We start from the raw sequence: 24,659 nt of genomic DNA, 5'->3' as shown, positions 1-24,659 counted from the left end.
TAAAACATATCTTATCTTGTTTTAAAAAACTAAAACAGGATTGTAAAATTTGATATTGGTTAATAACAAAGTTAAAGACCTCTTGCATTTGTGAATAGTTCAACCACGCCAATTCTAGTAATTTCTGTAATTGTTGCAGCAGCTGCGGGTTTGGCAGTTGGATTTTCAATTAATGGCTTTTCAGGTGATAATTCAGACTTTATTGCCAATAATCAGGCAAATAATTTTGATGATATTAAGAAAATTACGATAGGAGTTATGCCAAATGAAGATCCAATGGTCTTTGAATTGCAATCTCAGATGCTAGAAGAATATTTTACAGACAAGATTGGTATTGAAACAGAGGTTTTCTTTCCAACAGACGCAACTACGACTGTTGAATCAATTGTAACGGGTGATACGCAGATTGCTTTTATGAGTGCACGACCTGCAGAGTTTGCCTATGAGAGAAGTGATCAAAAGACATTATTGTTCATGGCAGAAGTACGTCCATTTACAAGTGCAGGCGGCGAAAAACTAGACACGTTTTACTGGAGTGAATTTTGGGTAAAGAAAGACAGTGGTATAAACAAGTTAGAAGACGCAAAAGGAAAGAATGTTGCATTTTCAGGCCCTACATCAACTAGCGGGTATTTGTTCCCAATGTCTAAACTTGTGGATAGAGGATTGATAAAATCAGGAGATGGGGCTGATACATATTTTGACAATGTTTTGTTTAGCGGCGGTTATCAACAATCACTTAGTGCATTGATTGAAGGTCAGGTAGATATTGCAGCAGGCGGAGATCATGCCAAATACCGTTACCTTACTCCAGAAGAGCAGAGTCAGATCAAGGTGATAGAGAAACAAGGTCCAGTACCAACTCATGGGATTACCTACAGGACAGATATGATAAGCCCTGAAATTATCACAAAATTTGAAAAAGCTATACTGGACATGAAGTCTGAAAGACCAGATCTATTGGAAAAAGCATTGTTTGGTGCTACAGACTTTACACCAGTGAATCATCACGCACACTTGGCAGCATTAGATAATGCCCTTGCAATTACGCAGATACCTCCTATCTAGTGTTTTGATTTAACGTCTGATATATTTTCAAGAAAAATAATTTTCATATCTATCTGCGTCCATTTTGAACCCCAAAATAGCATGTAAATCCACGTGGAGTTGAACCTTTCAAAAATTATTTTTCATATAGCCAATACTTGATAAACAGTATTGGCGTGCAAACCAACTACTAAAACCCATATGGAGATTTGTCACTTTAGTTCCAATCTCATTTAGGATTAACTTGACCAACACTCGTAAAACAGACATTGGTCTGTGAACCATTGTCCAATCAATTGGATGTGATTGACTCTTAGACGTTAGAGCGTTCAAACTAATCCATTTTATCTGCCAATAGTAAAAGATTAGAACACTTTATGAACTTCTCATTATCCTGTTAGTTATATTATGAAATATTTTGTAATTTTCTTGGCATTGATTGTGTTTTTTATGCCCCATGATGATGCGTTTGCAGTATGTTGCTTTCCTTATGATATGATTCACTATATCGATCCTATTACGGGAAACTTGGTAGTGAGTGGACAACTGTGGAATGATTCATACAAAAGAGAACCATTTGGAAATGCCAAATACGAATTTGTGTTTTACAACTCTACTGGAGATGCTTTGTTTGAAAAAGAACTTTTGGTTACAGATGGCCATCCAATACGAGATGGTTTTGTAATTAATCCACTTGGAGCACATCCTTTACCGTTTCAACTAGTAATAGATGACACTGGTTCTGAAATATTAAATCAAGTTGCACATGTGGGTACTGGAAGAACTCATGTGGATTATTTCTCATGGAAACCAACTGATCTTAATGTAACACTGACTGAATTTAAAAAAATTGAGACAATACAAGGAAAAACACACGATGCTTTATTTGACAAATGGCAGGTGAGTGGAACAATTACCAACATGCATTATGGTGCAACTAAAAACATCTATGTTCTTGCAAGCTTGCATGAATCAGAATATCGTCTTGTAGGTGTTGCGGGATATTCAGATGATGACATCCAACCTAAAATATTGAACGGTCATGAAACAAAAGAATTTAAAATTCATGCTTTGATTCCACAAGAAAAACCTGTCAAACAAGTACGTCTTTATGCAGAATCAGATAATTCTTCTATGAAATATCCGAATACAAAACCAATTATCCTAAAACCTGATGTTCCAATAAAACATGGCACAAAAGGAAATGCCGTTCCTATAGGTGTAAACGTTACAAATATCTCTAGAGAAAATGTTGATTTTGACTGGATTCTTCAAATAAAAAAATCTCCAAAGAGTCTTGATGAAGGAGATATTACAAAATACCCTCAAAGCACTGTGGAATTTGTTGATGTAATCTCAGTAGATGTGATGGCACAAGAAAGCAAGCGACTAGAATATTTGTGGACGCCAACGACTGGTGGCATTTATTTCTATGAAATGTATATGTGGAATAATGGCCTACCTGTATCTCTTGCATTTGCAGGAAGTTTTTTGTATTCTGATCAAATTTTGATAACTTCAAATTCTCTCAAAGAACAACTAACATCTGGAATTTTTTTTGAGAACTTACAGTGTATGGACAGATTAGTTTTGGTTCAAAAATATGACGGCTTTCCTGCATGTGTAAAGCCTACCAGCGTAATAGATCTCATAAAACGAAATTGGACGACAACTGAAGGGATAGAAGGATATGCTATTGACTATGATGGAGATGTAAAACATCTGCCATTTGCAGATGCTTGTACTGATGAAATGATAGAATGTTTGTTCAAACTGCCGTGACGGATGCAACGATTGTTGACTGTTTCATTTTATTATGTGAATTTATTGAGAAATAACTAGACCGACAAAACGACAAACAGGCATAATTATAGGGATTTGAAAATGTCGGTCATATTTTGTGCCTAGAGACCGACAAAAAACCCACTCAAACCGACAAAAAAACCACTCAAACCGACAAAAAATAGATGTTTAACCGACACAAATTCACGCCTGAAACTATTTGATTTTTGAATTATGCAAAAAACCTCCAAAAATTTGGAAATCTCCAAAAAAATTAACTAACTTGCAAGAAATTTCTCTGCCAGCATTCTTACTGTATTTTCCATAGAAGAAAGCCTACTTTCTAGCCTTTTTTCATGTTCTTTGCTTTCTGATTCGATTTTTTCAGCAGATTTCAAATCTAATGGTCTTCCGCATTTTGAACATGTATTTGCATCAAAAACATTCGAAATTCCACAAATATTGCAAACTTTTGGTCTGCTTACTGGATCCTTTTCCTTTCCATTTGATATGCCATAATGCTTCAAGATTGCATCTTCTACATCCGAATTCATCATGTGTTCGTATCTTCCAGGCATTTTGGAACCAGATGACCATCCGTATCTCTTTTTTTGCAGGGATTCTGTCAAAAACATTCCAGTCTTTGTTGCCCCTGTATGGCGAAACAGATTGGGCCAAATTCTCTTGTGAATCTGTGCAATATCGCAAATTCTCTGCAATCTCTTTCTCATTGAAGCATATGACCATGCTTTTCCAAATCTTCTGTCATCCATTGCAATCCATAACGGAGCATCCGGTTCTGAATTTCTTGGATGTTTTTCAATGTATGCTGCCAAGTCCGGAACACATTCAATAACTCTTACTGGTCTTGGTCCAGTTTTTCCATCAACTACAACTATTGCACCTTTGTCATCAAACTTTACGTGTTTTATTTGGCGAGTCAGAATTTCTCCTGGTCTGCATCCCAAATCTGAAAATGCATGAACAAATGCTCTATCCCGTAAACTATCCCCACATGCTTTGAGAAGTTCATTTTTTTCTTGCTCTGTGATTAGCATGTCTGCAGTTAGATTCTCTTTTGGCTTTCTGACTCTAATCCATGATGTTTCATCAGGATCCCCTACATCTTTTTGGTCCCTTGAGCCAAGCTTGAACCAACGGTAAAAATTCTTGAGAATTTTCTTGTGGTCTGATGTGGTGTTGGTTTCATGCCCATCTTTACTAAATTTCTTGTTGAATTTGTAAACTAGTTCTTCAATGTCTTCCTTGTTTGTATCCTCCCAATCCTTTCCAAGCATTCTTGAAAGACTAAGCAATGTTCCTAGAATCTTTGAGCGTCTTGCATCTGAAAGTGATTCATTTACCAAAGTACGGTCAAATTTTCTGATTAGTTTGACGTTATCCTGACTGAGGTCTTTTTCCATCAATGCAAATGTACGGAAGATAATCCTGTCATAATCGTACAGTCTTATTTTGTCCTGTTTTAATTCTGAGCTTTGTTGTTTTGACATTGTCTCTATAATAAAATGGGCAGAGTATTAAACCAGAATGTGAATGCTCCCACCGGGATTTGAACCCGGGTCACAGCCTTGAGAGGGCTGTATGCTTAACCGGACTACACTATGGGAGCTTGATCCGAAACAACCTTTGTCTCAATTTAAAGGAAATGTTTTGACTTTACATGAATTTGTTAAACTTTGTGAGTTAGGTCATTTATAGAAAATCTTGAATATTGTTTTACGTGGATTTACAAAAAATTCCTGAGAAACTAGGTTTGTCTGATTTTCCTGTAGGATTGGGTGGTTGCAGAATGAATGAAAATTTTTTTGATTCTTGTGGATACGATATTGTTGTCTTTGATGAAAAAGACGAACCTGATAAAATTGTTCCAATTGATAATGAAATGTTTATTCTTCATCATGGAACCTTTTCTGAGAAAAATTCAAAGAAACTTTTGCAATATGATAATCTGAAAATAATTCAAGATGCCTCTTGGGATCTTCGAATGTTTCTATCAAAAATCAAAGAAAAACATTCATCATTGTTTGCTGACTTTGCAAAAAACTCTTTGATTGAATCCATGTTTTGCTGTCAAAAAACAAAAGAATCTATTGATAATTCTGATGACTTTGCCCCATGCTGGCAAAAATGTGCCTCATTTTACCTGGCTGATGCAATTGCCTCCCTCAATAACAAAAGATTAGGGCCCACACACATGCTTGACTCTCTGAGAAAGTTTGAAAAAAGTCCAACTAATGAACACATCTCTGTTGTGGCCCAAACCGTTGGAATAGAGCGTGCCACTCCTGTTTTGCTTGAACGCATGGTAAAGTCTACAATTGGCTTTTCTGATATGGTTGAAAAGAATAATCATTCTCAAATTATTAAAAAAACACATGACTATTTTGTAAAAAATTCAATGATTTCAGATTGTTATTTTTACTTGGGGTATGTCAATAAGGAGAATTTCATAAAAATCAAAAATAATCTAAGTAGAAATCCTGATCTTATTCATATTTTAAAAACTGCATTTGATGTTGAAGCAGATTTAGAATTATTAAAACAACAATCTGATCTTATTAAAAAATCATGTAATACAATTCTTGAGGCTATGTCCCAATAGATTTTCTTGATTCATGTACTAACCTTTTAAAATAAGTAAGAATATGTTTTGTCATGACAGATCAAGCATGTGGATGCGAAGCTGATAGCGGCGATCCTGATTATTCATGTGATTGTGCAATGCAAGGTCATTGCATCTGTAGTGCAGATTGCAAATGTGGTACTGACGTTTGTAAAGAAGCTACTAAAGACATGTAATTGGATTTTTCCAATTTTTTCTTTTATTTTTAAAATTATTCTTCCTCTTCCTCAAATCCCCAAGATTTTACTAACTCTTTTTGGAATTTGTCATTTTGTTTTGCATCTAGTGCGTATCCACAATTCTTGTGTGTTGGAACAACATTCATCCCATCTAACTTGAATTCAACTTCGTACAAGTGGACTTTTGAGCATTCGCACATGTCTATCCAGTCTCTAAATTTTCCTCTATATTTGCTTATTTGAAGCAAGTTGAACAACGTTTAACTATCTCTTTTTACAATTTTTTTTAGATTTGAATAAACTGCTAATTCTTCCAATTCTTATGACGGTACTTTTGGGGACTTTGATGCTTCCTTCAGCATTTGCTCAAATTCAATCTGGCGGTGTAGATAAACCTGGAACATGGTATGTTGGAGAAGGCCTCAAACACGGTGACTATTTTTCTTATAACATGTGCCATGTAGATTACAAAGAATGTACTGAATTTGGTCTTGATATGTGGATTAAAGGCGACAAGCAAGTTGGAAGTGAAACTAAATGGTTAGCTGAAGTTGTAGTGTATGATGGCAGTAAAATAATTGTTGGTGAAATGGAGTTGGGAAAGATTGCACCTGAACCAACAGGTGGTAGTGAAGAACTAGGTGTGTATAGAGGTGCATTCAAATCTTCAGTTGCATGGTTATCAGCATTTGCTACTTCTGATGGTAGTTCAGGTGGAAAAGGACCTAAAGCATTTAGTGCAGCATCTTGGGGAAAGATTGGAAACATTGGTGGAGAACAAGTACTTCCAAAACTAATTGAAGAGATTACCATTTCATCTGGAACTTGGGATACTGTTCAAATGGGATGGAAGACTGGTGGATATGTAAGTAAGGTTTGGATTGTAGATGAATTCCCATTCCCTGTAAAAGCTCATACGTTAACTCATGTGTCAGAAGGAATTCCTCCAGCTGAATACAAATTTGAATTATTAGATTACAAAGAAAATGTTTCTACCAGTCCTTTTTCAGGAATTGTTTCTACTGCTGACACCTTTTTTGCACAAGGATGTGATACTGACTTTGAAAGAGATATCACTGTGAAAAAACCTACCAACAATTTTGATTATCAAATCCATGTGTTCTATGGACCTGAAGAACCTGTTCAAGGATGTGAAATGCAATGGCTCATCAAATTTATCAGCAAATTTGATGACACTGAATTTTTGAACCAAGTCCAATTTGACTTTCTAGTTGTAGATGATAACTTGACTCCACTACGTTCTATTGCACAAGAAGAAGGACGACAATATCTCTATTCTCCATCTGGACAATACATCCTTGATATGGTAGTTGATGAACCACCCGGTGAGGCAAATTATGTTATCTGGGTTTATGGACTTGCTCCAGAAGGAATAGTACCTGGTACTGCTGCTGATTATATAAAAATCCCTGTAACTGTTTTTGCTGGTGAAGGAAGTGCTCCAGTAATTCCTCCTCCTGTGGACATAACTCCTCAGAAAATCCCTGAATGGATTAAGAACAATGCAGGTTGGTGGGCAGATGGTGCAATTGATGATGATTCCTTTGTTCAAGGAATTCAATTCTTGATCAAGGAAGGAATAATGGAAATTCCTCCAACTTCACAAGGCACTGGTTCTTCTAATGAGATTCCATCTTGGATTAAACAAAATGCTGCTTGGTGGGCAGATGGTGCAATTGATGATGATTCCTTTGTTCAAGGAATTCAATTTTTAATTAAAGAAGGACTCATGAGTATCTCTTCTTAATTACCTACATTCAAATTGTGAGTTAGTGAAAAGTTTTTGAAGTAAAATGGTCGGTCTTTTCAAACATCCTAAACGAAAAATTAAAAAATTAATCAAACAAGGTGATTATGAGGATGCCATACAACTAGGAAAAAGTTTGGAATCTGAATATTCTGATGATCATGATTTTATGTTCATCATGGGCAGTGTCTACTTTTTAGTTGATGAGCCAAAAAAGGCTTTACCGTATTTTGAAAAAGCGTTTCAACTAAACAAAAATGATATTGAGATGCTCAGACTAAAAACCAATGTTCATTTGGCCTTGGAGCAAAAATCTGATGCCATCAATTGTTGCGAACACATTTTAAAAATTGATCCAAAAAATAATGAAGCTCATGATTTACTTGATCAACTAGAACGACTGTAAGACTATCATTTCTTTTTCATCTGGTATGCGTTTTCCATTAACCAATCACAAAATGCTGTGACTTTGGCATCAAATTCTGTCCAAATATGCACTGAATGAGGCAGAATGTCTATCTTCCAATTCTCACCAAAGACTCGTACGCCCTCTTTATTTTCATACATGTATGCATCTTCTGTCTGAACATCTCCTAGGAATTCTAATGCCTTTTGCTTGATTTGCTCTCTGTCTATTGGGAATCGCTTTCTTTCATAATCTACAATTAAACTCAAATCCCTTTTTCCATACATCTCAAACTCTTCAATTCTGCCCTCCTTTGGAAAATTCACAACAAGTTTGATGTTGTATTTTTTGCCTACCTCTTTTCCAATATCTACAATTCGTGTGTATCCCATTGCAGGATTCTTCTTTAAGAGAAATCTAATCTGCGCTAGATCTTTTTTCAATGCATTTTGAAGATCCAAAATTAATTCTGAAAATATCATCATTACTTTGAAAAGAAATTCCTATTATAATCATTAATTTTCTTCCAGATTGGTTTTTTTAGAACTTTGATTGGCTTAGAGTATGGCAATGCCGACTGATGATTCTATGCGAATTGGCGATGAATCTGAAAGAACAACTGATGTAAACTCTTACCAACGAACGTGCATGGATTTCATTGAAGATATCTCTCATGATTATGAGGCATGGGTTGATTATTACAAATTGCCTGAAGATGAAGACAAACGAAGAAGGGATGGAATTCGTGCAACCATCACTAAAACAAACACATGGATTGCTAAAGTCGCAACATCGATTCCAGCAATTGATGTTGTGATGAATGACGGTATTCAAAAGATGGCAGAATCCACTGCTGGAAAACCACTTCAAATTGGAGTTTTTGTAAACAAAACTCCTAGTTACACTGAAGCAAAACCTGGCATCATTGATGTAAATGTAAAGGCAAGTGGAAGAGAAGGCAGAAAAGTCAAACTAGGATATCATTTCAAAGATGATCGATTTAGAATAGAATCTACTTGCGGGGCATACATGGATGAGACAAACCTCCCATTGGAAGATTTTGATTTTATGGATATTCATCTAAAGATTAATGCAGAAAATGCAAAACAACGTGATGTCATTTCATTTACTGTAACCATTCATGAAATGGAAAATGATGTTGAAATGGAAAAACGTGGTCTTAGTACAATAATTCACATAGTATAACTTGAAATTTATCTAACTGGTTCCATTTCCATCATTGGTTCTTCTAAATAATCAATGAACTTGCCAGTGTTTTCAAGTTTTATTGAATTAATTTCTTCTAGATTTTCAAATGAGTTCATCTTTAGATATCCCTGGGATGCTGTATACAATACATCACCAATGTAAAATGTTCTTGCATCTCCCATTCCATAATATCTGGAATCACTATCTGAATGTGTGATAGCTCCTTTGATGGAGAATCCATTTACACTATCAATATCAAACACATAGAATCCGCTCCAACGGTTATACTCTGGTGCAAACATCTTTGATGTTATATGCTCCAAACTCTCTGAATCTCCACTAATTGGGATTGATAGTACACTTCTTGTTTTATCAAAGAAGAATGCTTTATGATTGTATTGAGCTTCAGAATGACTTGATCTATCTCCAATAACAAAGTCATCTAGTACTTTGGGGTTATTCACATCTGCTACATTGAATAATGCAATTTTGATGCCTAATTGTTGAACTCTGTCATTGTCTGTCACTTTGGTGTCTCGACCAATTCCAATTACATGATCCTCATCAAATGGGTGCAAATAATTTGAAAATCCTGGAATCTTCAACTCTCCTAGAATTTTTGGTGTGTCAGTTGACAAGTCAATTACAAAGAATGGGTCAATTTGCTCAAATGTTACCAAATAGAGCCTGTCTCCCATGAATCTTGATGAAAATATGCTCTCATCATGTGCAATGTCTTCTAATTCTCCTACAACGTTGAGTTGTTCATCTAAGATATACACTGCATTTGAGCGGATTGTTCCCTCATGTTGAATGTAATATTCTATTGTTGTTGCAACTCTGAATCTATCTTCTGACTCATCCATTGAGAACTGGTTTAGTAATCTTCCTGGAACTTCTCCCTTTGCAACATATTCTATTTTGTCTTCATCAATTGCAATCTTGTGAATGATGGTCTTTCTGTTTTCTTCTTGAATTTTTACATCATACTCGTTTAGTGCTTCTCTTATCTTTTCAAATAGAGTCTCTTTTCCTTTTTTGTCCATTTCATTATAGGAATTTTGCATTAATTCTGAAATTCTTATCCATTGTTCAGATAAATTTAATGATGAATCATTTTGAATATTTTTTATCTCATCTTGGATATCGTTTGGCAGTAAAGGAACTATTACATCAAAGAATCTATCTCGTGATGAGTTTTCATAATATCCAAATGGCATGTTTTGCTGGTATGTCAAGTAGAAATTATTCTCAGATACATAAAATGTTCCTGTATATCCCATCAAGAACGTTTCAGAATTTATTGTGTCTCCAAAGATATCAATTGCAGTTAATGTGTTAAAGTTTGAAAATTCTTCTATATTATCAAAGTAAAATGCATCTGGAGTCATGATTCTTACTGAATCCTCCATTATTACCGGAAGTCTGGGATTCTGATGATTGATGTGATTATTTGTAACAAAGTATGCGTAATCTCCAATCATTCGAGCATCTCTGAAATGACCATCAATGGAGTAATCTTTGAGAATAGTTGGATTTTCCTTGTCAGACACATCCACAATTAATGCGTGGGTAACTGGATTGTATGATGGTCTTGGAATAAAGTCAAATTGTGGTATTATTTCCTCATCACTTTGTCCGTTGTAAAATATTACCAATCTGTCTTCATTGAGGAACATGTTCTGAATGTACTGTGATTCAATGTCTAGTGCAATTTTTAGAATTAATTTTGCATCTTCAGCTGGGTATGCGTCAATTATTGATAATGTATTTCTTGAAACAATGTATACGTATTTTGAGTCATTTTTGAGATAGTCTGGTTCATCTACATTTTCTACTTGAACATTAGTTGTAGAATGATCAACTCCTCCATCATCTCCTTTGAATCCTGCCTGTGGTGCTGAAACTGTTGCAGATTCTGCGCTATCAAACATTACAGCTTCTTCAACTGCTGCAACCCTAATGGATCTTGTATCATAAAAGCCCCCACCAAACAATGATGAAGCTTCAAGAATTGATGCCAGTTCTTCTTGTGATGATATTTGTTTGATATCGTTTGTTCCTTTGAAAAATTCTGAAACTGACTTGTCTACATAAACAATTTCAGGTGTAGGAACTTGTACAATTTGCGGTTCTTGCTCAAAACCAACTGCATACATTATTCCTGCCGTTACAATTACCGAAATGGCTACTGCAATTGGAATTATTATTTTTGAACTCATTTTTACTCTCTTTTTTGATTCATCAGTTTTAGTGATTACTATCCCTTAGTAGTTTGGGATAAAAGGATTAGTGAAATTGGAATTTTACCAAACAACTTACATATTCAAGATTCTCATCTACAATCTTAATGTCTGAAAATCCTGATGATGAACTAACTGAAAAAATCAAAATTCTAGCCACAGATGATGAGAAAATAAAGTCATTTGGAGAACTATTTACCAATGATTCTAGTCGTGAAATCCTACAATTACTATTCAATGATGAGATGACTGCAAATCAGATTGCACAAAAGACTGACATTTCACTTCAATTAGTAAAATATCATCTAAACAAATTGCAAGACTTGGGGGTTGTAAAGATTTCAAAAATTGAAAAGAATTCAAAATCTCAAGACATGAAAGTTTACTCTGCAACAAAATTTAGTATTGTAATTGTTCCACCAAAACTATCTGAAAAAACTAAAGAAAGTAAACTATTGGTTCGCTCCTTTAGACATATCTACAAAGTAGCAGGACTTGCCATTGCCACTGGTATTTCAGGACTATTTTCATTATCCCAATTTCAAAATAAAACTATTCCCGTTCAAAGTACAAGACAATTTGCAGCAGTTGAAGAATCATCAAAACGTACAGAATCATTTGATGACTCTGCAGAATCTACGGTTGCATCTGCGCCAATGGTTGAATCTGAATCTCAAGATCTTTCAGCAGGTGTAGAAATTACAGAAAGGACTATTGATTCAGGAGTTTCAGGAATTGATTTGTCTATTCCATTTGTAATAATTACAATAATTTTGGGTGGATTAACTGCTTACTATATTTGGAAACTTAGAAAATCAAACTAGTCTAATGTTACTTCAATTGTAACTCTCTTTTCTTTTGCTCTTTCTTCTCCGGGATACTTTAACTCTGAAATTTTTCTACTCAACTCTTCATCTTCAACAAGTTTTGCTTGTCCTGTGAACACCGTACCATTATGCTGAATTTTTACTTGAGGATTTACAATGGCATTTTGAAACCAATCTCCGTCAGGTCTGTGTCTTGAAAAATAGATTTTCCCATTGTGGTTTACTGCCCTAAGCATCACTCCGTGTTCTTTTCCTGTTTTTCTTCCCTTTGTGACTAGGATTGGACGAAACAACTTCTCTGAAATTTCCATGCGTAATTTCCTTCTGTCAAGTAATTTAACCCCATTGATAGAAATTTCTGATATTTGGTGTGATAAGCAAATCTCAACATTTCAAACCATGTCAGTAAAACTAGAAGGCATGCCATCAAACTTGGCTACTGCAGATACCTTTACTGGAAAAAAAGTCATAGACAGAGAAGGAATAGGATATGGTAAAGTTAAACACATTCACATCAATCAAGACACACTTACCGTATCTGGCGTTACAATCCACCAAGGATTTAACAAGGATTATTTTCTCTCAGATGATTACATTGACAAATTCTCTGAAGAGACACTGCTTCTTAGCAGACCTCCTGTAAGAACAGGAATTCCTGTAACTGATATTGACCAAAATAAAATTGGTAAAGTAAAGAGACTGCATAGACATCCTGATACTGATGAATTAGAATCAATTGAAGTATCACATGGATTAATGCATTCAAAGATTCTATCCAAATCAGAAATTTGGGGAATTGGCGAAAAAGTCATTTTAAGAATGACCAAAGAAGAATTCAAGAATCTTGAATGATTCTTTTTTAATTTCTTTTTTCAAAAATACACTTAATCTGTTTTTTTGGCACAGTTCTCACAAACAGGAATTCCTTCCTTCACTGTAACCTCTACATTTGATGAGTGGCATTTCTGACATAATCCTTTCATGAAAAAACTCTAGAATTACTCCTTAAATTTTTTTATGAGTGAAAATTGGATCCTTAGCAATTTATAATTGAAAAATGCGATCTATGTGTTGTATTCTATTGAGACAAAATCTTTAACAAAATCATTTGGTGATGTAACTGCCGTAAATGACATTTCCTTTACTGTTCAAAACGGTGAGATCTTTGGGTTTCTTGGACCAAATGGTGCTGGAAAAAGCACAACAATGATGATTCTAACAACTTTGCTAAAACCAACTGCTGGACAAGCTTTGATTTCTGGATATAATGTAATGGTTGAACCAAAAAAAGTTCGTGAAAATATTGGATATGTACAACAAGAAACTACTGTTGATGAATATCTTACAGGACGTGAGAATCTTTTGTTACAGGCAAAACTTAATCACATTCCAAAAGATGAGATTGATTCAAGAATTGATGAAGTTTTAGATTTAATTGAATTATCTGACAAGCAAAATGAGCCTGTTGTCACTTATTCAGGTGGGATGAGGAAGCGATTAGATATTGCAGGTGGATTGCTACATCGACCCAAAGTCTTGTTTTTAGATGAGCCTACAGTTGGTCTTGATATTCAAACTAGAAGAAAAATCTGGGAGTATATCAAAAAGATTCATGATGAATTTGAGATGACTATCTTTCTTTCAACTCACTATATGGAGGAAGCTGATCAACTCTGTGATAGAATTGGAATTATTGATGGTGGAAAAATTCAAGTCATTGATTCTCCTGAAAACATGAAAAATGCTATGGGAAACGAGGTTATCTCTATCATAATTGAAGAAAATGAAACTAGAGGCTCTTTCTTATCTGAATTAGACAAAATAGAATCAGTAAACAAAATCAATGAAGATAATTCTAAACTTACTCTTTTTGTATCAAATGGAACAGAAGTAATTCCCAAAATCTTTCAAATTTCATCAAACATTGGAATCAAAATCACTTCCATCTCTTTGACTCAACCCACACTTGATGATGTCTTTATCTCTTACACTGGACATGAAATTCGAGATGATGATGGAACGTATAATCGAAAACGAGAACATGCAAAAATGAAGAGGTTACGCGCTTGAATACTTTGATGTATGATACCTATACTATTTTTTGGAGAGAACTGAAGAGATACAAAAAATCTCGAAGTGGTGTTTTAATTAGACTGATACAACCTGCAATTTGGATTATAGTTATCGGAAATACATTTTCAGGAACTCAGCCACTAATTCAATCAGTTGGGTTTGAAGGTGAATACATTGAATTTATGGCACCTGGTGTCATTATACTTACTGCAATTTTTACAAGTATTTTTGGCGGTGTAAACACTTTGTGGGATAGACGTTATGGTTTTATGAATAAAGCATTAACATCCCCTATTTCTCGTTCTTCAATTGCGTTAGGAAAAATGTCTGCAATATCATTAATTGCAGCTCTGCAAGCTAGTTTGATTTTGGGAATTGCTTTGGCAATTGGTGTAACATTTCCAAATCCAATAATGATTGCACCAATCATGGCAATTGTAATTTTGTTTTCCTTAGGCTTCTCTGGAATCTCTGTGATGGTAGCAGCTACTGCAAAGTCTCAAGAAACCTTTTGGGGCATAATCAATTTCCTTGGAATGCCATTATTCATGTTAAGCCCTGCTTTATTCCCATTAGAGTTACTTCCAAATTGGCTTGCAACTATTGCAAAACTAAATCCCGTAACCTATACTGTGTTACTTGTACGTGAGATGATGACAGGCGTATCTGAGGGTGATGTATCAATTTTTCTTAGCCTCGGAATTATCTTTGTCTTTGTGTTGGTTATGGTTGGACTTGCAAGCTATGTGTTTACGCGTGAGGTAAACAAACCATTTTGAGATAAAGTTGACAAACAATCCAACAATTGTTAACTCTGTTGATCTTTGAGAAATTCTGAAATCACTATCTGTTGAAGACAATCCCAGTTGCTGTAGCCATAATTACTGCAATTTTGTTATCTGGAACCTTTGCCCCATATTCATATGCATTAGGTGATTATGATTTTCTTGCTAGTTGGGGCGAATTTGGAATATCTACTCCTGGACACCTTTCACATCCACAATTCATAGCAGTTGATGCTGAAGGAAATTCATATGTTAGTGATTTAGGAAATAAACGCATCCAAAAATTTTCTAGTTCTGGAGAATTCATTCTCAACTTTGGAGAAAGTGGAAAATCCTCTGGTCAATTCCATCACCCTTCTGGTGTTGCAGTTGATTCTGATTTTGTCTATGTAGCAGATCAAAATTTACATAAAATCCAAAAATTCACTCTTGATGGAATATTTGTAGATGAATGGGGAAAATATGGTAACCAAGATGGTCAACTCAAATCCCCAAAAGATATTGCAGTGGACTCTGACTATCTTTATGTTGTAGATTCTGATAATTATCGAATCCAGAAATTCACTACTGATGGCGAATTTGTATTATCTTTTGGTTCTGGTGGTATGAATCATGATCAATTCCTTGTTTTATCTGGAATCGCAGTTGATAAAGATGGAAATATCTACATTACAGACAAAGGAAATCGTAAAATTGAAAAATTCACTCCTGATGGAATTTTGATAAAATCTTATCCGCTATTTGGTATAAACTATGTATTTGCTCCAACCGGAATAACTGTTGATTCTGATGGAAAAATATTTGTCATAAACTCTGCAGAAAACAAAGTTTTGTATCTTGAACTTGATGATAATTTACGTTTGAATATCTTTGAACAACTTGGACCCTTTGGAAATTCTTTTGTTGCTCCAACTGATGTTGCCTTTGGATTTCAAGGTAACTTGTTGATAGTAGATTCTGCTGCACATAAAGTAAAATCTTTTGAAACTCCGTTTTATGATGAAACAAAAGTTTTTCAAACAACCGAAATTATTGTTCCAGAAGTAACTGAAGGTTATGAATCTGATGATATTGATCCTACAATTATGGCCCCAAGTGACATAAAATTAGAGGCAACTGATCTTCTTACCCCTGTCCCTATTGGTGATGCAGTTGCAAATGACTTGCAGAGTGGAATCAAAACTATTTTGAATAATGCCCCTGAAGCATTCTCTTTGGGAGTAAACAAGGTAACTTGGATTGCGTTTGATAATGCAGGAAACACTGCTGAAGACTATCAAAACATTACAGTCTTTGCATGTGGACATGCCTACTCTGATTACAACATGATAGTTGGAACTGATGAGAATGATGTTCTTCTAGGAACCTCTAGTGATGATCTAATCTTTGGATTAGAAGGAAATGACATCATTAGTGGATTAGAAGGAAATGACTGTATCTTTGGCGGTGAAGGTGATGATATTGTATATGGAAATGATGGATATGACACCATCAGTGGAAATGGTGGACATGATGTCCTCAAAGGTGATTCTGGATCTGATGTAATTTATGGTGGATCAGGCTCTGATGTACTTGATGGCGGTTCTGAGAGTGACAACTGTTATGATTCACTAGAAAATGTAGTTTTAAACTGCAATGAATAGAATTTCTATATAGTTAATAGAGTGATCTTGTTTTCCCGTAATCTATGATTGTTATTTGTAAATAAATTTCAAAACATGTTCTTTCAATGAGAAGACAAATAACATCAATACTGATGATCGCAGCATTAGTTGCAATCGTACCACCTCTTAACGCCAATGCCGATGCAATGCCAACTCCTCCTGCAGATAACTTAGAATTTAATCTGACAGGCGCAGGTGCAACATTTCCATTCCCATTAATTGATTTGTGGAGAGTTGAATACAACAATGTATACAACAATGTAAATCTGAACTATCAATCAATTGGAAGTGGCGGTGGAATCAAACAGCACATCGAACAAACTGTAAACTTTGCAGCTTCAGATAAACCCATGAGTGAAGCTGAAAGAGAAATTGCTACAGGAACATTACACATTCCAGAATCAATTGGAGGTGTAGTTGTAGTATACAACATTCCTGAAGTTCCAGACAAAGGATTAAAACTGACTGGAGATGTTGTAGCTAAAATCTTCTTGGGTGAAATTACAAAATGGAATGATCCTGTCATTGCTGCAGAGAATCCTGGTTTGAATTTACCTGATAAGGAAATAGTTACTGCGCACAGATCAGATGGTTCCGGAACCACATTCATCTTTACAGACTATCTATCTACTATTAGCCCAACTTGGGATGAACAGATAGGTAAAGGAAAATCTGTTCCATGGCCTTCAGGTCTTGCTGCTGCAGGAAATGAAGGTGTTGCTGGAATTGTAAAGTCAACTGAATATGCAGTTGGATACATTGAACTTGCATATGCATTCCAAACTGGAATGAGTTTTGCATTCATTGAAAATGGTGACAAGAGTGCATTTATCGAACCAACATTAGACAGCATCTCTGCTGCATCTAGTGGGGTTGCAGATTCTTTACCTGCAGCTGAAGACAGCTGGGTTGGAGTATCTCTAGTAAATGCACCTGGTCCAGATTCTTATCCACTTGCTAGTTTTACATACCTACTTGTGTATGAAGATCTAAAACCAGTTACTAAAAACAAAGAGCAAGCAAAAGCAGTCATTCACATGATTCATTGGATGATTACAGATGGTCAAGAATTCTCTTCAAGTCTCTTGTATGTTCCACTAGCTGACAAAGTAGTAGAACTAGGAAAACAAGGACTATCCAAAGTAACCTATGATGGTGAAGTACTTTGGAATTATGATGGTGCTGCATCTAGTGGCGCATTAGAAATTCCAAAATGGATTAGAGATAATGCAAAATGGTGGTCAGAAGGATTGATAACTGATCAAGACTATATCAACGGACTACAATTCCTCATTAAAGAAGGAATTCTCAAAGTCTAAACTCTTTTCTTTTTACTTTTATTTCTGTATACTTTTTCATGCTTTATTCTCAAAACTTGTTTTATGATTTTAAAAAAATTCCAGAAAAATAATTTTTTCTATATAGATTATGAAAACTATCTATTGTTATATTCTACTCGGATAGAATAAGGATCCAGCTTATAGACAGAACTTTCTTTTGAATTTTAATGACTATGAAAAACGGACAAACCATTGCAGTGTTTAGCATTATAGCAACCATTGCTTTTACATCGTTTGGAACTTCTAATGTATTTGCAGAAGATGAAAGAGAATACAAAATGATTGGCGATATTTCTCCAGTACTAACTTTTACCTTCAGAGATGGAATTGAAGTACATACATTCCCTTCTTTTGATATGGGTGAAAACTTTGTATCTGATTCAGGTGTTTCCTTTTCAGTACAAGGATCTATAACTGAATCTCCATTGTTGCATGCAGCATTAGATGAAGCATACAAATACCGATTATCAAATACGGCATTTGATTATCAACTGAAATATTTTGATGTTGACGCTGATTTCATAAAAGAAGATGAGTCTCTAGTATCTCTTGATTACAACAATTGTAGAATTGATAACTATCAAGTTGAAACATTAGATTCAAATGATTATGAAAGTTATTTTAAAGATGTTGGATTTGCAATTGTTGATAAAATAGACTTTGTATGTAGTGGTGTAAATTCACATAATGAATTTGTAATGCCAACTGAACCATTAACTGATTTTGGTGACTCTGGATTCACATTTGCAAAAGATATCAGTACTTACGTAACTTTTGTGTTTGATGATGGTGTAGAAAAAATGGAATTTCCTGTATTTAATCTAGTTTCAGCATATGAGGATTCATCTGATAATGTTGTTGCTCAATTTCAAGTGGAAGGACTTTTGGAATATTATCCATTACTCTTCAACTCAATTGACAATGCAAGAGCAATTTCTGGCACCACTCATGCATCAAATGAAGATTTTGATGCTATAGTGGAATTTTCTAATGGTGAAGAAACTTTGAGAGGCTTTAATTTCAGAGAATGTGTTGTTACTGATGCTCAAATCAATACAGTTACTGACAAAGAAGAAGGCTTTACTGGAAAGAGTGGGTTTGCTGTAGTTAATACTATGACTTTTACATGTTCTGGACTAACTCCAAATAACATGAATTATGATTCACTAAGAGGTGATGCTCCTATTTGGAAGACATCTCAAGTTTCAAATGTCTATATGGAATCTATGCAAAACACTGATCAAGGATTAGATGTAATTACAACATTTACTTCCCCACAAGGTGTTGAAACAATAGAATTTTCCATGTTCAAACAAAGTGAAGTATTGACTGCAACAGTAGATGTTGACAATAATAATGGTAATGCAGATCTTGCTGCTGAAGCATTTACAAGAAAAACGGTTTCTCCAACATTGGAATTAAGAGGAATTGTGGGTGATTATCCATTGTTGTATCATCATGTAGATTACAATATTCAATTCCAATCTGTTAAGGGAACTGCATTAAAAAATCTTGTAGATATTGATGTTGAAATTGTTTCAAACGGAGAAACAATTCGTGGCTTTAACTATTCTACCTGTAGAGCAACAGATTATACTGTTGAAACAAATCCGAATACTGAAGAAAGCTATGTCAAAAATACATTTGCACTAGAAAGTGTTTTTGACTTTGAATGCCAAGGATACACTCCAAACAATCCAATTTATGATGCAATGTTTGAAATGGAATCTGCAGACAATATTAGTTCTGCAGACCTAAGAAATACCCACGACTGGGGCAAAGGTTTCTACGTAGAGTAGATTCATCTTTTCTTTTTTTATTTTTAGTACTTCCTCGAGAAATCATTTATTAGTTCTAGTTTGGCTTGCTAAATCGTTATTGTGTAATTTAGGCTATAACTAGCATATCCTGCAACATCTCCAAAGTGTGTAGTTAACCAGATGTATGCATTTGCAACTGTTGTTGAATCAACCATTCCTGAATACTTCCAACACAGTACTTGAGAGAACCATTCAATCATTCCTCATAATATGGGTAATAATCTGTTAAATCCGATAATATGGATATTTTTTTGACAAATTGGATTGTTTTTACCAAAAATTTTAAAATTCACGCCTATTGCTTTTTGAAAGATTTATTCTTCTGTTATGATACTTTGAATATTTTCATCTATGGCTACTTCTGCAATGTCTCCTGAATACTCAGCAATTCTTCTCAAGTCTTGAAGAATAAATCTAATTGAAATAGAGTTTTTATCAGAATCTGATACTTTGGCCATTATCTGTCTTTCATCTTCTATAATATCTGCAACTTTTTGTGCAACTTTTTCTCCTTTAATGAAATCTTGATTTTGAACTGCTGTAATTGCTTCTTCAAATACAGTTAGCGATTCTTCAGATAATTTTTTTATTTTGTTAAATAACTTTGTGTCTAGTTTTCCTTCAATGAATTTTTTTCTTTTTGCAACATGTGATGCATGGTCTGCAATCCTTTCAATTCTTGTAACTATTGCTCTATACCCAAGGCAATCTGCTGGTTTTCTTAATCCCATATCTTGTAGTATGTTTTCATTTTCTACTGCCAATACTAGGTTGCGCCTCATGTATAATCCAAATCTGTCTACTTCATCATCCATGTTTACTACCTCATCTGCATGAATGTCGTCTTCTTCATCTATACTTTCTATGGATTCTTTTACCATGTTGCTTGCCATAAGATACATTCTCTTTAATGCAGTTTCAAATGATAATTCTGGTAATCTAGTTAGAATTTGAATTGAAATTTTTTCAGAACTAGATTCTACGATCTCAGTTCCGATCATACTTATCCTAACTAATTCTCTGACCGTTCTAGAATGTTCTGTAGGAATTCTGATCCCTTTTGATTTTATTTCAATGGTATTGTATCCTCTTAGATATGCTGCAATAATCTTTCTTTTTATTGAATCTCCTGTGTCTTTTTGGCTAGATGGAATAACTGCAATTGTCTTTTTTTCAGCATTAGTCTTTTCATTTGAAAATAATGTTAATGATTGATTAGAATTCTTTACAATTGTAACATTTTGACCTACTTTGATCTTTAATTCTTCTATCCAATTTTTTGGTAATGAAATAATGTATGTAGAGCCGCCACTGAGTTGTATACGCCTGGTTTGCTTGGTACTTTCAATGGTTTCCAATTAAATTCCATTAGAAAATTTTCTTATTTACAATTTAGTTTAGGATCTATATAGAACTACGATGTTCTCATAAAATATGATCAGATCCTAGATAACATCAAATTCGCGCCCAAAATTGTGGGAAAGATAAAACTAAAACCTGAAAAGCCAAATCGACGTCCAATCTCTGATAAAATTTTCAAAATTGGTGCTACTGTTGCTGGTGTTTATGTTTTAGTTATGGTTGCATTGTTGGTTTTCCAATTATTTTCTGAATCTTATCCAATTTGGGAAGAAGATGGACTTGGATTCATTGTTGGAACTGATTGGAATGCTGTAGAAGGACGTGAGTCCTTTGGTGCATTACCGTATATTTTTGGAACTTTAGCAACTGCAGGACTTGCAATGCTGATTGGCGTTCCACTGAGCATTGGAATTGCCATGTTTATTTCTGATGCTCCTGCAAAAATTGGTGGGCCTTTAGGATTTATTGTTGAACTATTAGCTGCAGTGCCAAGTGTAATTTACGGACTTTGGGGTTTGTTTGTTTTTAGAATTTATTTCAAAGATTGGGTAGAAAAACCACTTCACGATGCATTTGGTGATTCAATATGGTTATTTTCTGGAACCCCTTTTGGATTAGATATTCTTACTGCTAGTGTAATTTTAGCTATTATGATTATTCCCACAGTTTCTGCTGTTGCTAGAGAAGTAATGAAAGCAGTTCCTCAACAACAAAAAGAAGCTGCATACATGTTGGGTGCAACAAAATGGGAGATGTTCAAACTTGCAGTATTTCCGTATTCTAAAACTGGTCTAATTGGTGCATCTATCCTTGGATTAGGAAGAGCAGTTGGTGAAACTATGGCTGTAACTATGTTAATTGGGAATGCCACAGGTATTGCTGCAATACCTTCATCATTTTTCAAACCAAGTCAAACAATGTCTAGTATCATTGCAAACGAGTTTGTTGAAGCATCTCCTGCATCATTACATCTTCCTGCATTAATTGGTGTTGCACTAGTTTTGTTACTAATTGCAATTGCAATCAACGTTGTTGCTCATCTACTAGTTACTAGAATGCTCAAAGTAAAGGAGGGTGCAATAAACAATTGAGTACTACAAATGAAAGAAGGCAAGAATATCGCGCCATGTTTAAACAAAATGTAGAGAAGCGTCTAGTTGTTGATAAAGTTGTTAGGATTATTGTTTTTGCATGTGTAATAATTGCAATTATTCCATTAGGTAGTATTCTAGTTGAAGTTTTCAAAAATGGCATTGCTGCAATAAGCTATGAATTTTTAACTGAAACTCCTGGTGCAATTGGTTCAGGGGAAGGAGGAATTGGTCCTGCAATTCAAGGTACTCTGATAATCATTGGTCTTTCTAGTCTGATTGGAGTCCCGATTGGTGTAATGTCTGGAATCTTTCTTTCTGAATATGGTGATAACAAACTTGCAAAGTCCATTAGATTTTTCAATGATGTGTTTATGGAATTCCCATCAATTGTACTTGGAATCTTTGCATTCTTGATGATTGTTTTGATACTAGGACACTTTTCAGTCTGGGCAGGTGCATTTGCACTATCTTTGATTATGTTCCCAATTGTTGCTAGAACTACTGAGGAATCACTCAAAATGGTTCCAGTAACTTATCGTGAAGCTGGAACTGCACTTGGGCTCAAAAAATGGGTGATTACCTTTAGAATTGTAATTTCTGCTGCAAAAAATGGAATGATTACTGGTATTTTATTATCTGTCTCTAGAATTGGTGGAGAAACTGCACCGTTAATTATGACTATTCTTGGAAGTAGTCAATTCTTTAGTAGTATGGATGTACCAATGGATGCACTTCCATTAAGAATTTGGAGATTGTCCTTATTGCCATATGATAGCGCTCAACTACAAGGATGGGGCTCTGCATTAGTTCTGATATTTATAATTCTTGGAATCAATCTTGCTGTACGATACTTCTTTGCAAATAAGAAAGGAAAGAATGGAATTTTCGGACAATTAATTAAGAAAGGCGGTAAGACTAAAAATTGACAGCATTGAGCATAAAACCCACTGATATGGAAACACAGGTTACATCTGATCTAACTCCAACAGTTGATTCTGAAAAATACAAGATGATTGCTGAAAATGTCACAATTAGTTATGATGGTATTGAAGCTGTAAAAGATGTTACGATGAAATTCAAAGAAAAATCTGTTACTGCTTTGATTGGTCCATCTGGATGTGGAAAGACTACCTTTCTTCGTTGTTTGAACAGAATGCATGATATGACAAAAAACGCTCATGTAGATGGCAAAGTAATGATTGATGATATTGATCTTTATGACAAGTCAATTGATCCAATTTATCACAGACGAAAAGTTGGAATGGTTTTCCAAAAACCAAACCCCTTCCCAACAATGTCAATTTATGATAATGTAACTGCAGGACTGAAACTAAATGGTGTTAGAGACAAAAGAATTCTTGATGAAATTGTAGAAGATTCTCTAAAGATGGCATATCTTTGGGATGAAGTAAAAAATGATTTGAAAAAATCCGCAATTGAATTATCTGGCGGTCAACAACAACGTCTATGTATTGCAAGAGCTTTAGCAATCCAGCCTGAAGTTTTATTGATGGATGAGCCTGCATCTGCCCTTGATCCTATTGCAACTCAAAAAATTGAAGAAACAATCACTGAACTCAAAAAAGAATACACAATAATTATTGTCACCCATAACATGCAACAAGCAGTCAGAGTTTCTGATTATACTGGATTCATGTATCTTGGTGATTTGATAGAGTTTAGAGAAACAAAGAAACTCTTTACAGATCCTAAAAATGAATTAACTGCAAAATATGTTCAGGGTCAGTTTGGATAATGACTCGTTTAATTGATCCTTCTTTACAAAAACTGTCTTTTATCATGGCAGAGATGGGTGATATGGTAATTGAATCAATTTCACTTGCAATAGATTCGTATCTTGATGGAACAAATACTATGGATAAAGTCCTTGCACTTTCTGATTCTATTCGTTCCAAATATTATGAAGTAGAAGACTTGACTTTTGACATGTTATTAAAATTCCAACCAGTAGCAGATGACTTTAGATTAATTCGTTCATCAACTGAAATCTCTTATGCATTTGCTAGATTTGGAAGATATGCATATGACATTACACAAGTGCGTGACTTGTTTGGAGATGTTTCAGAATGTACCAATGCCTCATTAATTGAATCTACAAAAAAAGTAAAACACATGATCAAAGAAGCTGTAATGTCATTTGCAGAACTTGATGTACGAAAAGCAGTCAAAATTCGTGAAGATGAAAAGGTAATTGATCAAATCTACAAAGATAGATTGCCAAAACTCATTGAATCAAACAATACAAAATGTGCTCTAGCTGAAGCACTACTTCTAAGGTATTTGGAAAGAATCGGTGATCATGCTGTGTTTATGAGTGATGCAATCAACTACATCGTTACTGGAAAACATAGACCAAGTGAGGCTAGAATCGCATCTCATACAAAATCTGACTAGG

The 24,659-nt window shown here is 34.8% G+C and carries 24 protein-coding genes and 1 tRNA gene; 18 read left to right on the top strand and 7 right to left on the bottom strand.

The genetic code is table 11. The annotated features are described in order from the left end of the window. The first annotated feature begins 90 nt into the window (after positions 1-90). Together phnD and ACQY22_RS10370 are read left to right on the top strand one after the other, a co-directional pair. Positions 91-1,068, top strand: a complete 978-nt coding sequence (gene phnD / locus ACQY22_RS10375; RefSeq protein ID WP_428324604.1) for a phosphate/phosphite/phosphonate ABC transporter substrate-binding protein — start codon at positions 91-93, stop codon at positions 1,066-1,068. A 387-nt stretch (positions 1,069-1,455) separates the two neighbouring features. After that, the gene (locus ACQY22_RS10370) at positions 1,456-2,829 is read left to right on the top strand and encodes a hypothetical protein (RefSeq protein WP_428324603.1); all 1,374 of its coding nucleotides are present in this window, start codon (positions 1,456-1,458) and stop codon (positions 2,827-2,829) included. A 278-nt stretch (positions 2,830-3,107) separates the two neighbouring features. Here ACQY22_RS10370 and ACQY22_RS10365 read toward each other — a convergent pair whose 3' ends face one another. Both ACQY22_RS10365 and ACQY22_RS10360 read right to left on the bottom strand, forming a co-directional pair. Beyond that, positions 3,108-4,340, bottom strand: coding sequence for a tyrosine-type recombinase/integrase (locus tag ACQY22_RS10365; RefSeq protein WP_428324602.1), 1,233 nt, complete (start codon positions 4,338-4,340; stop codon positions 3,108-3,110). Positions 4,341-4,384: 44 nt separating this feature from the next. Continuing rightward, positions 4,385-4,459: transfer RNA gene (locus ACQY22_RS10360), tRNA-Glu, on the bottom strand. Positions 4,460-4,570: 111 nt separating this feature from the next. On the opposite strand from ACQY22_RS10360, the gene ACQY22_RS10355 reads away from it, so the two are divergent. Together ACQY22_RS10355 and ACQY22_RS10350 are read left to right on the top strand one after the other, a co-directional pair. Further along, on the top strand, positions 4,571-5,452 hold the full coding sequence (locus ACQY22_RS10355) for a hypothetical protein (protein WP_428324601.1): 882 nt from the start codon (positions 4,571-4,573) through the stop codon (positions 5,450-5,452). A gap of 53 nt (positions 5,453-5,505) precedes the next feature. Beyond that, a complete protein-coding gene (locus tag ACQY22_RS10350; RefSeq protein WP_187146555.1) occupies positions 5,506-5,649 on the top strand; it encodes a hypothetical protein in 144 nt (47 codons plus the stop codon). Between the two features lie 35 nt (positions 5,650-5,684). Here ACQY22_RS10350 and ACQY22_RS10345 read toward each other — a convergent pair whose 3' ends face one another. Further along, positions 5,685-5,852, bottom strand: a complete 168-nt coding sequence (locus tag ACQY22_RS10345; protein ID WP_428324600.1) for a hypothetical protein — start codon at positions 5,850-5,852, stop codon at positions 5,685-5,687. Positions 5,853-5,974: 122 nt separating this feature from the next. Between ACQY22_RS10345 and ACQY22_RS10340 the strand changes: the two genes are divergently transcribed. Continuing rightward, positions 5,975-7,420: a peptidase gene (locus ACQY22_RS10340; RefSeq protein ID WP_428325551.1), complete on the top strand. Its 1,446-nt coding sequence runs from the start codon at positions 5,975-5,977 to the stop codon at positions 7,418-7,420. Positions 7,421-7,466: 46 nt separating this feature from the next. Beyond that, positions 7,467-7,826 carry a tetratricopeptide repeat protein gene (locus ACQY22_RS10335; protein ID WP_428324599.1) on the top strand — a complete coding sequence of 120 codons (360 nt, stop codon included), beginning with the start codon at positions 7,467-7,469 and terminating at the stop codon, positions 7,824-7,826. 5 nt (positions 7,827-7,831) lie between these two features. Here the strand turns inward: ACQY22_RS10335 and ACQY22_RS10330 are convergent, their stop codons facing one another. Then, positions 7,832-8,269 carry a hypothetical protein gene (locus ACQY22_RS10330; protein ID WP_428324598.1) on the bottom strand — a complete coding sequence of 146 codons (438 nt, stop codon included), beginning with the start codon at positions 8,267-8,269 and terminating at the stop codon, positions 7,832-7,834. A gap of 121 nt (positions 8,270-8,390) precedes the next feature. Here ACQY22_RS10330 and ACQY22_RS10325 point away from each other — a divergent pair, with 121 nt between their 5' ends. Continuing rightward, positions 8,391-9,032: a hypothetical protein gene (locus tag ACQY22_RS10325; protein ID WP_428324597.1), complete on the top strand. Its 642-nt coding sequence runs from the start codon at positions 8,391-8,393 to the stop codon at positions 9,030-9,032. A gap of 8 nt (positions 9,033-9,040) precedes the next feature. Here ACQY22_RS10325 and ACQY22_RS10320 read toward each other — a convergent pair whose 3' ends face one another. After that, positions 9,041-11,257 (bottom strand): beta-propeller domain-containing protein, encoded by a 2,217-nt coding sequence (locus ACQY22_RS10320; protein WP_428324596.1) that lies wholly within the window; start codon positions 11,255-11,257, stop codon positions 9,041-9,043. 128 nt (positions 11,258-11,385) lie between these two features. Here ACQY22_RS10320 and ACQY22_RS10315 point away from each other — a divergent pair, with 128 nt between their 5' ends. After that, positions 11,386-12,102 (top strand): ArsR/SmtB family transcription factor, encoded by a 717-nt coding sequence (locus ACQY22_RS10315; RefSeq protein WP_428324595.1) that lies wholly within the window; start codon positions 11,386-11,388, stop codon positions 12,100-12,102. Here ACQY22_RS10315 and ACQY22_RS10310 read toward each other — a convergent pair. Continuing rightward, positions 12,099-12,416, bottom strand: a complete 318-nt coding sequence (locus tag ACQY22_RS10310; protein WP_428324594.1) for a nitroreductase/quinone reductase family protein — start codon at positions 12,414-12,416, stop codon at positions 12,099-12,101. The genes ACQY22_RS10315 and ACQY22_RS10310 overlap by 4 nt on opposite strands. 88 nt (positions 12,417-12,504) lie before the next feature. Here ACQY22_RS10310 and ACQY22_RS10305 point away from each other — a divergent pair, with 88 nt between their 5' ends. The 6 genes from ACQY22_RS10305 (at position 12,505) to ACQY22_RS10280 (ending at position 19,766) form a co-directional block, all read left to right on the top strand. Beyond that, complete coding sequence (locus ACQY22_RS10305; protein ID WP_428324593.1) at positions 12,505-12,957, top strand: hypothetical protein; 453 nt, start codon at positions 12,505-12,507, stop codon at positions 12,955-12,957. A 219-nt stretch (positions 12,958-13,176) separates the two neighbouring features. After that, positions 13,177-14,175: an ATP-binding cassette domain-containing protein gene (locus ACQY22_RS10300; protein WP_428324592.1), complete on the top strand. Its 999-nt coding sequence runs from the start codon at positions 13,177-13,179 to the stop codon at positions 14,173-14,175. Continuing rightward, entirely contained in the window at positions 14,172-14,957 is a 786-nt protein-coding gene (locus tag ACQY22_RS10295) for an ABC transporter permease (protein ID WP_428324591.1), read from the top strand. Before ACQY22_RS10300 ends, ACQY22_RS10295 begins: the two co-directional genes overlap by 4 nt. 71 nt (positions 14,958-15,028) lie before the next feature. Further along, positions 15,029-16,606 carry a 6-bladed beta-propeller gene (locus ACQY22_RS10290; protein WP_428324590.1) on the top strand — a complete coding sequence of 526 codons (1,578 nt, stop codon included), beginning with the start codon at positions 15,029-15,031 and terminating at the stop codon, positions 16,604-16,606. A gap of 86 nt (positions 16,607-16,692) precedes the next feature. Beyond that, on the top strand, positions 16,693-17,946 hold the full coding sequence (gene pstS / locus ACQY22_RS10285; RefSeq protein WP_428324589.1) for a phosphate ABC transporter substrate-binding protein PstS: 1,254 nt from the start codon (positions 16,693-16,695) through the stop codon (positions 17,944-17,946). Between the two features lie 194 nt (positions 17,947-18,140). After that, a complete protein-coding gene (locus ACQY22_RS10280; protein WP_428324588.1) occupies positions 18,141-19,766 on the top strand; it encodes a hypothetical protein in 1,626 nt (541 codons plus the stop codon). Between the two features lie 335 nt (positions 19,767-20,101). On the opposite strand, the gene ACQY22_RS10275 is transcribed toward ACQY22_RS10280, so the two are convergent. Next, positions 20,102-21,145 (bottom strand): PhoU domain-containing protein, encoded by a 1,044-nt coding sequence (locus ACQY22_RS10275; RefSeq protein WP_428324587.1) that lies wholly within the window; start codon positions 21,143-21,145, stop codon positions 20,102-20,104. A 117-nt stretch (positions 21,146-21,262) separates the two neighbouring features. Between ACQY22_RS10275 and pstC the strand changes: the two genes are divergently transcribed. Genes pstC through ACQY22_RS10255 form a run of 4 tightly spaced genes read left to right on the top strand, consistent with a single transcriptional unit; the run spans position 21,263 to position 24,658 of the window. Beyond that, positions 21,263-22,240 (top strand): phosphate ABC transporter permease subunit PstC, encoded by a 978-nt coding sequence (gene pstC, locus ACQY22_RS10270; protein ID WP_428324586.1) that lies wholly within the window; start codon positions 21,263-21,265, stop codon positions 22,238-22,240. Continuing rightward, the gene (gene pstA / locus ACQY22_RS10265) at positions 22,237-23,169 is read left to right on the top strand and encodes a phosphate ABC transporter permease PstA (RefSeq protein WP_428324585.1); all 933 of its coding nucleotides are present in this window, start codon (positions 22,237-22,239) and stop codon (positions 23,167-23,169) included. Before pstC ends, pstA begins: the two co-directional genes overlap by 4 nt. After that, positions 23,166-23,999, top strand: a complete 834-nt coding sequence (pstB, locus tag ACQY22_RS10260; protein WP_428324584.1) for a phosphate ABC transporter ATP-binding protein PstB — start codon at positions 23,166-23,168, stop codon at positions 23,997-23,999. The genes pstA and pstB overlap by 4 nt, the downstream gene beginning before the upstream one ends. Continuing rightward, positions 23,999-24,658 carry a phosphate signaling complex PhoU family protein gene (locus ACQY22_RS10255; protein WP_428324583.1) on the top strand — a complete coding sequence of 220 codons (660 nt, stop codon included), beginning with the start codon at positions 23,999-24,001 and terminating at the stop codon, positions 24,656-24,658. Before pstB ends, ACQY22_RS10255 begins: the two co-directional genes overlap by 1 nt. Position 24,659 lies beyond the last annotated feature (1 nt).

The sequence above is a fragment of the Candidatus Nitrosopumilus sp. genome (assembly GCF_965263415.1).
Lineage (GTDB): Archaea > Thermoproteota > Nitrososphaeria > Nitrososphaerales > Nitrosopumilaceae > Nitrosopumilus.
The sequence above is the reverse complement of the archived record's forward strand: the minus strand, read 5'-3'. Positions and strand labels throughout refer to the sequence as shown.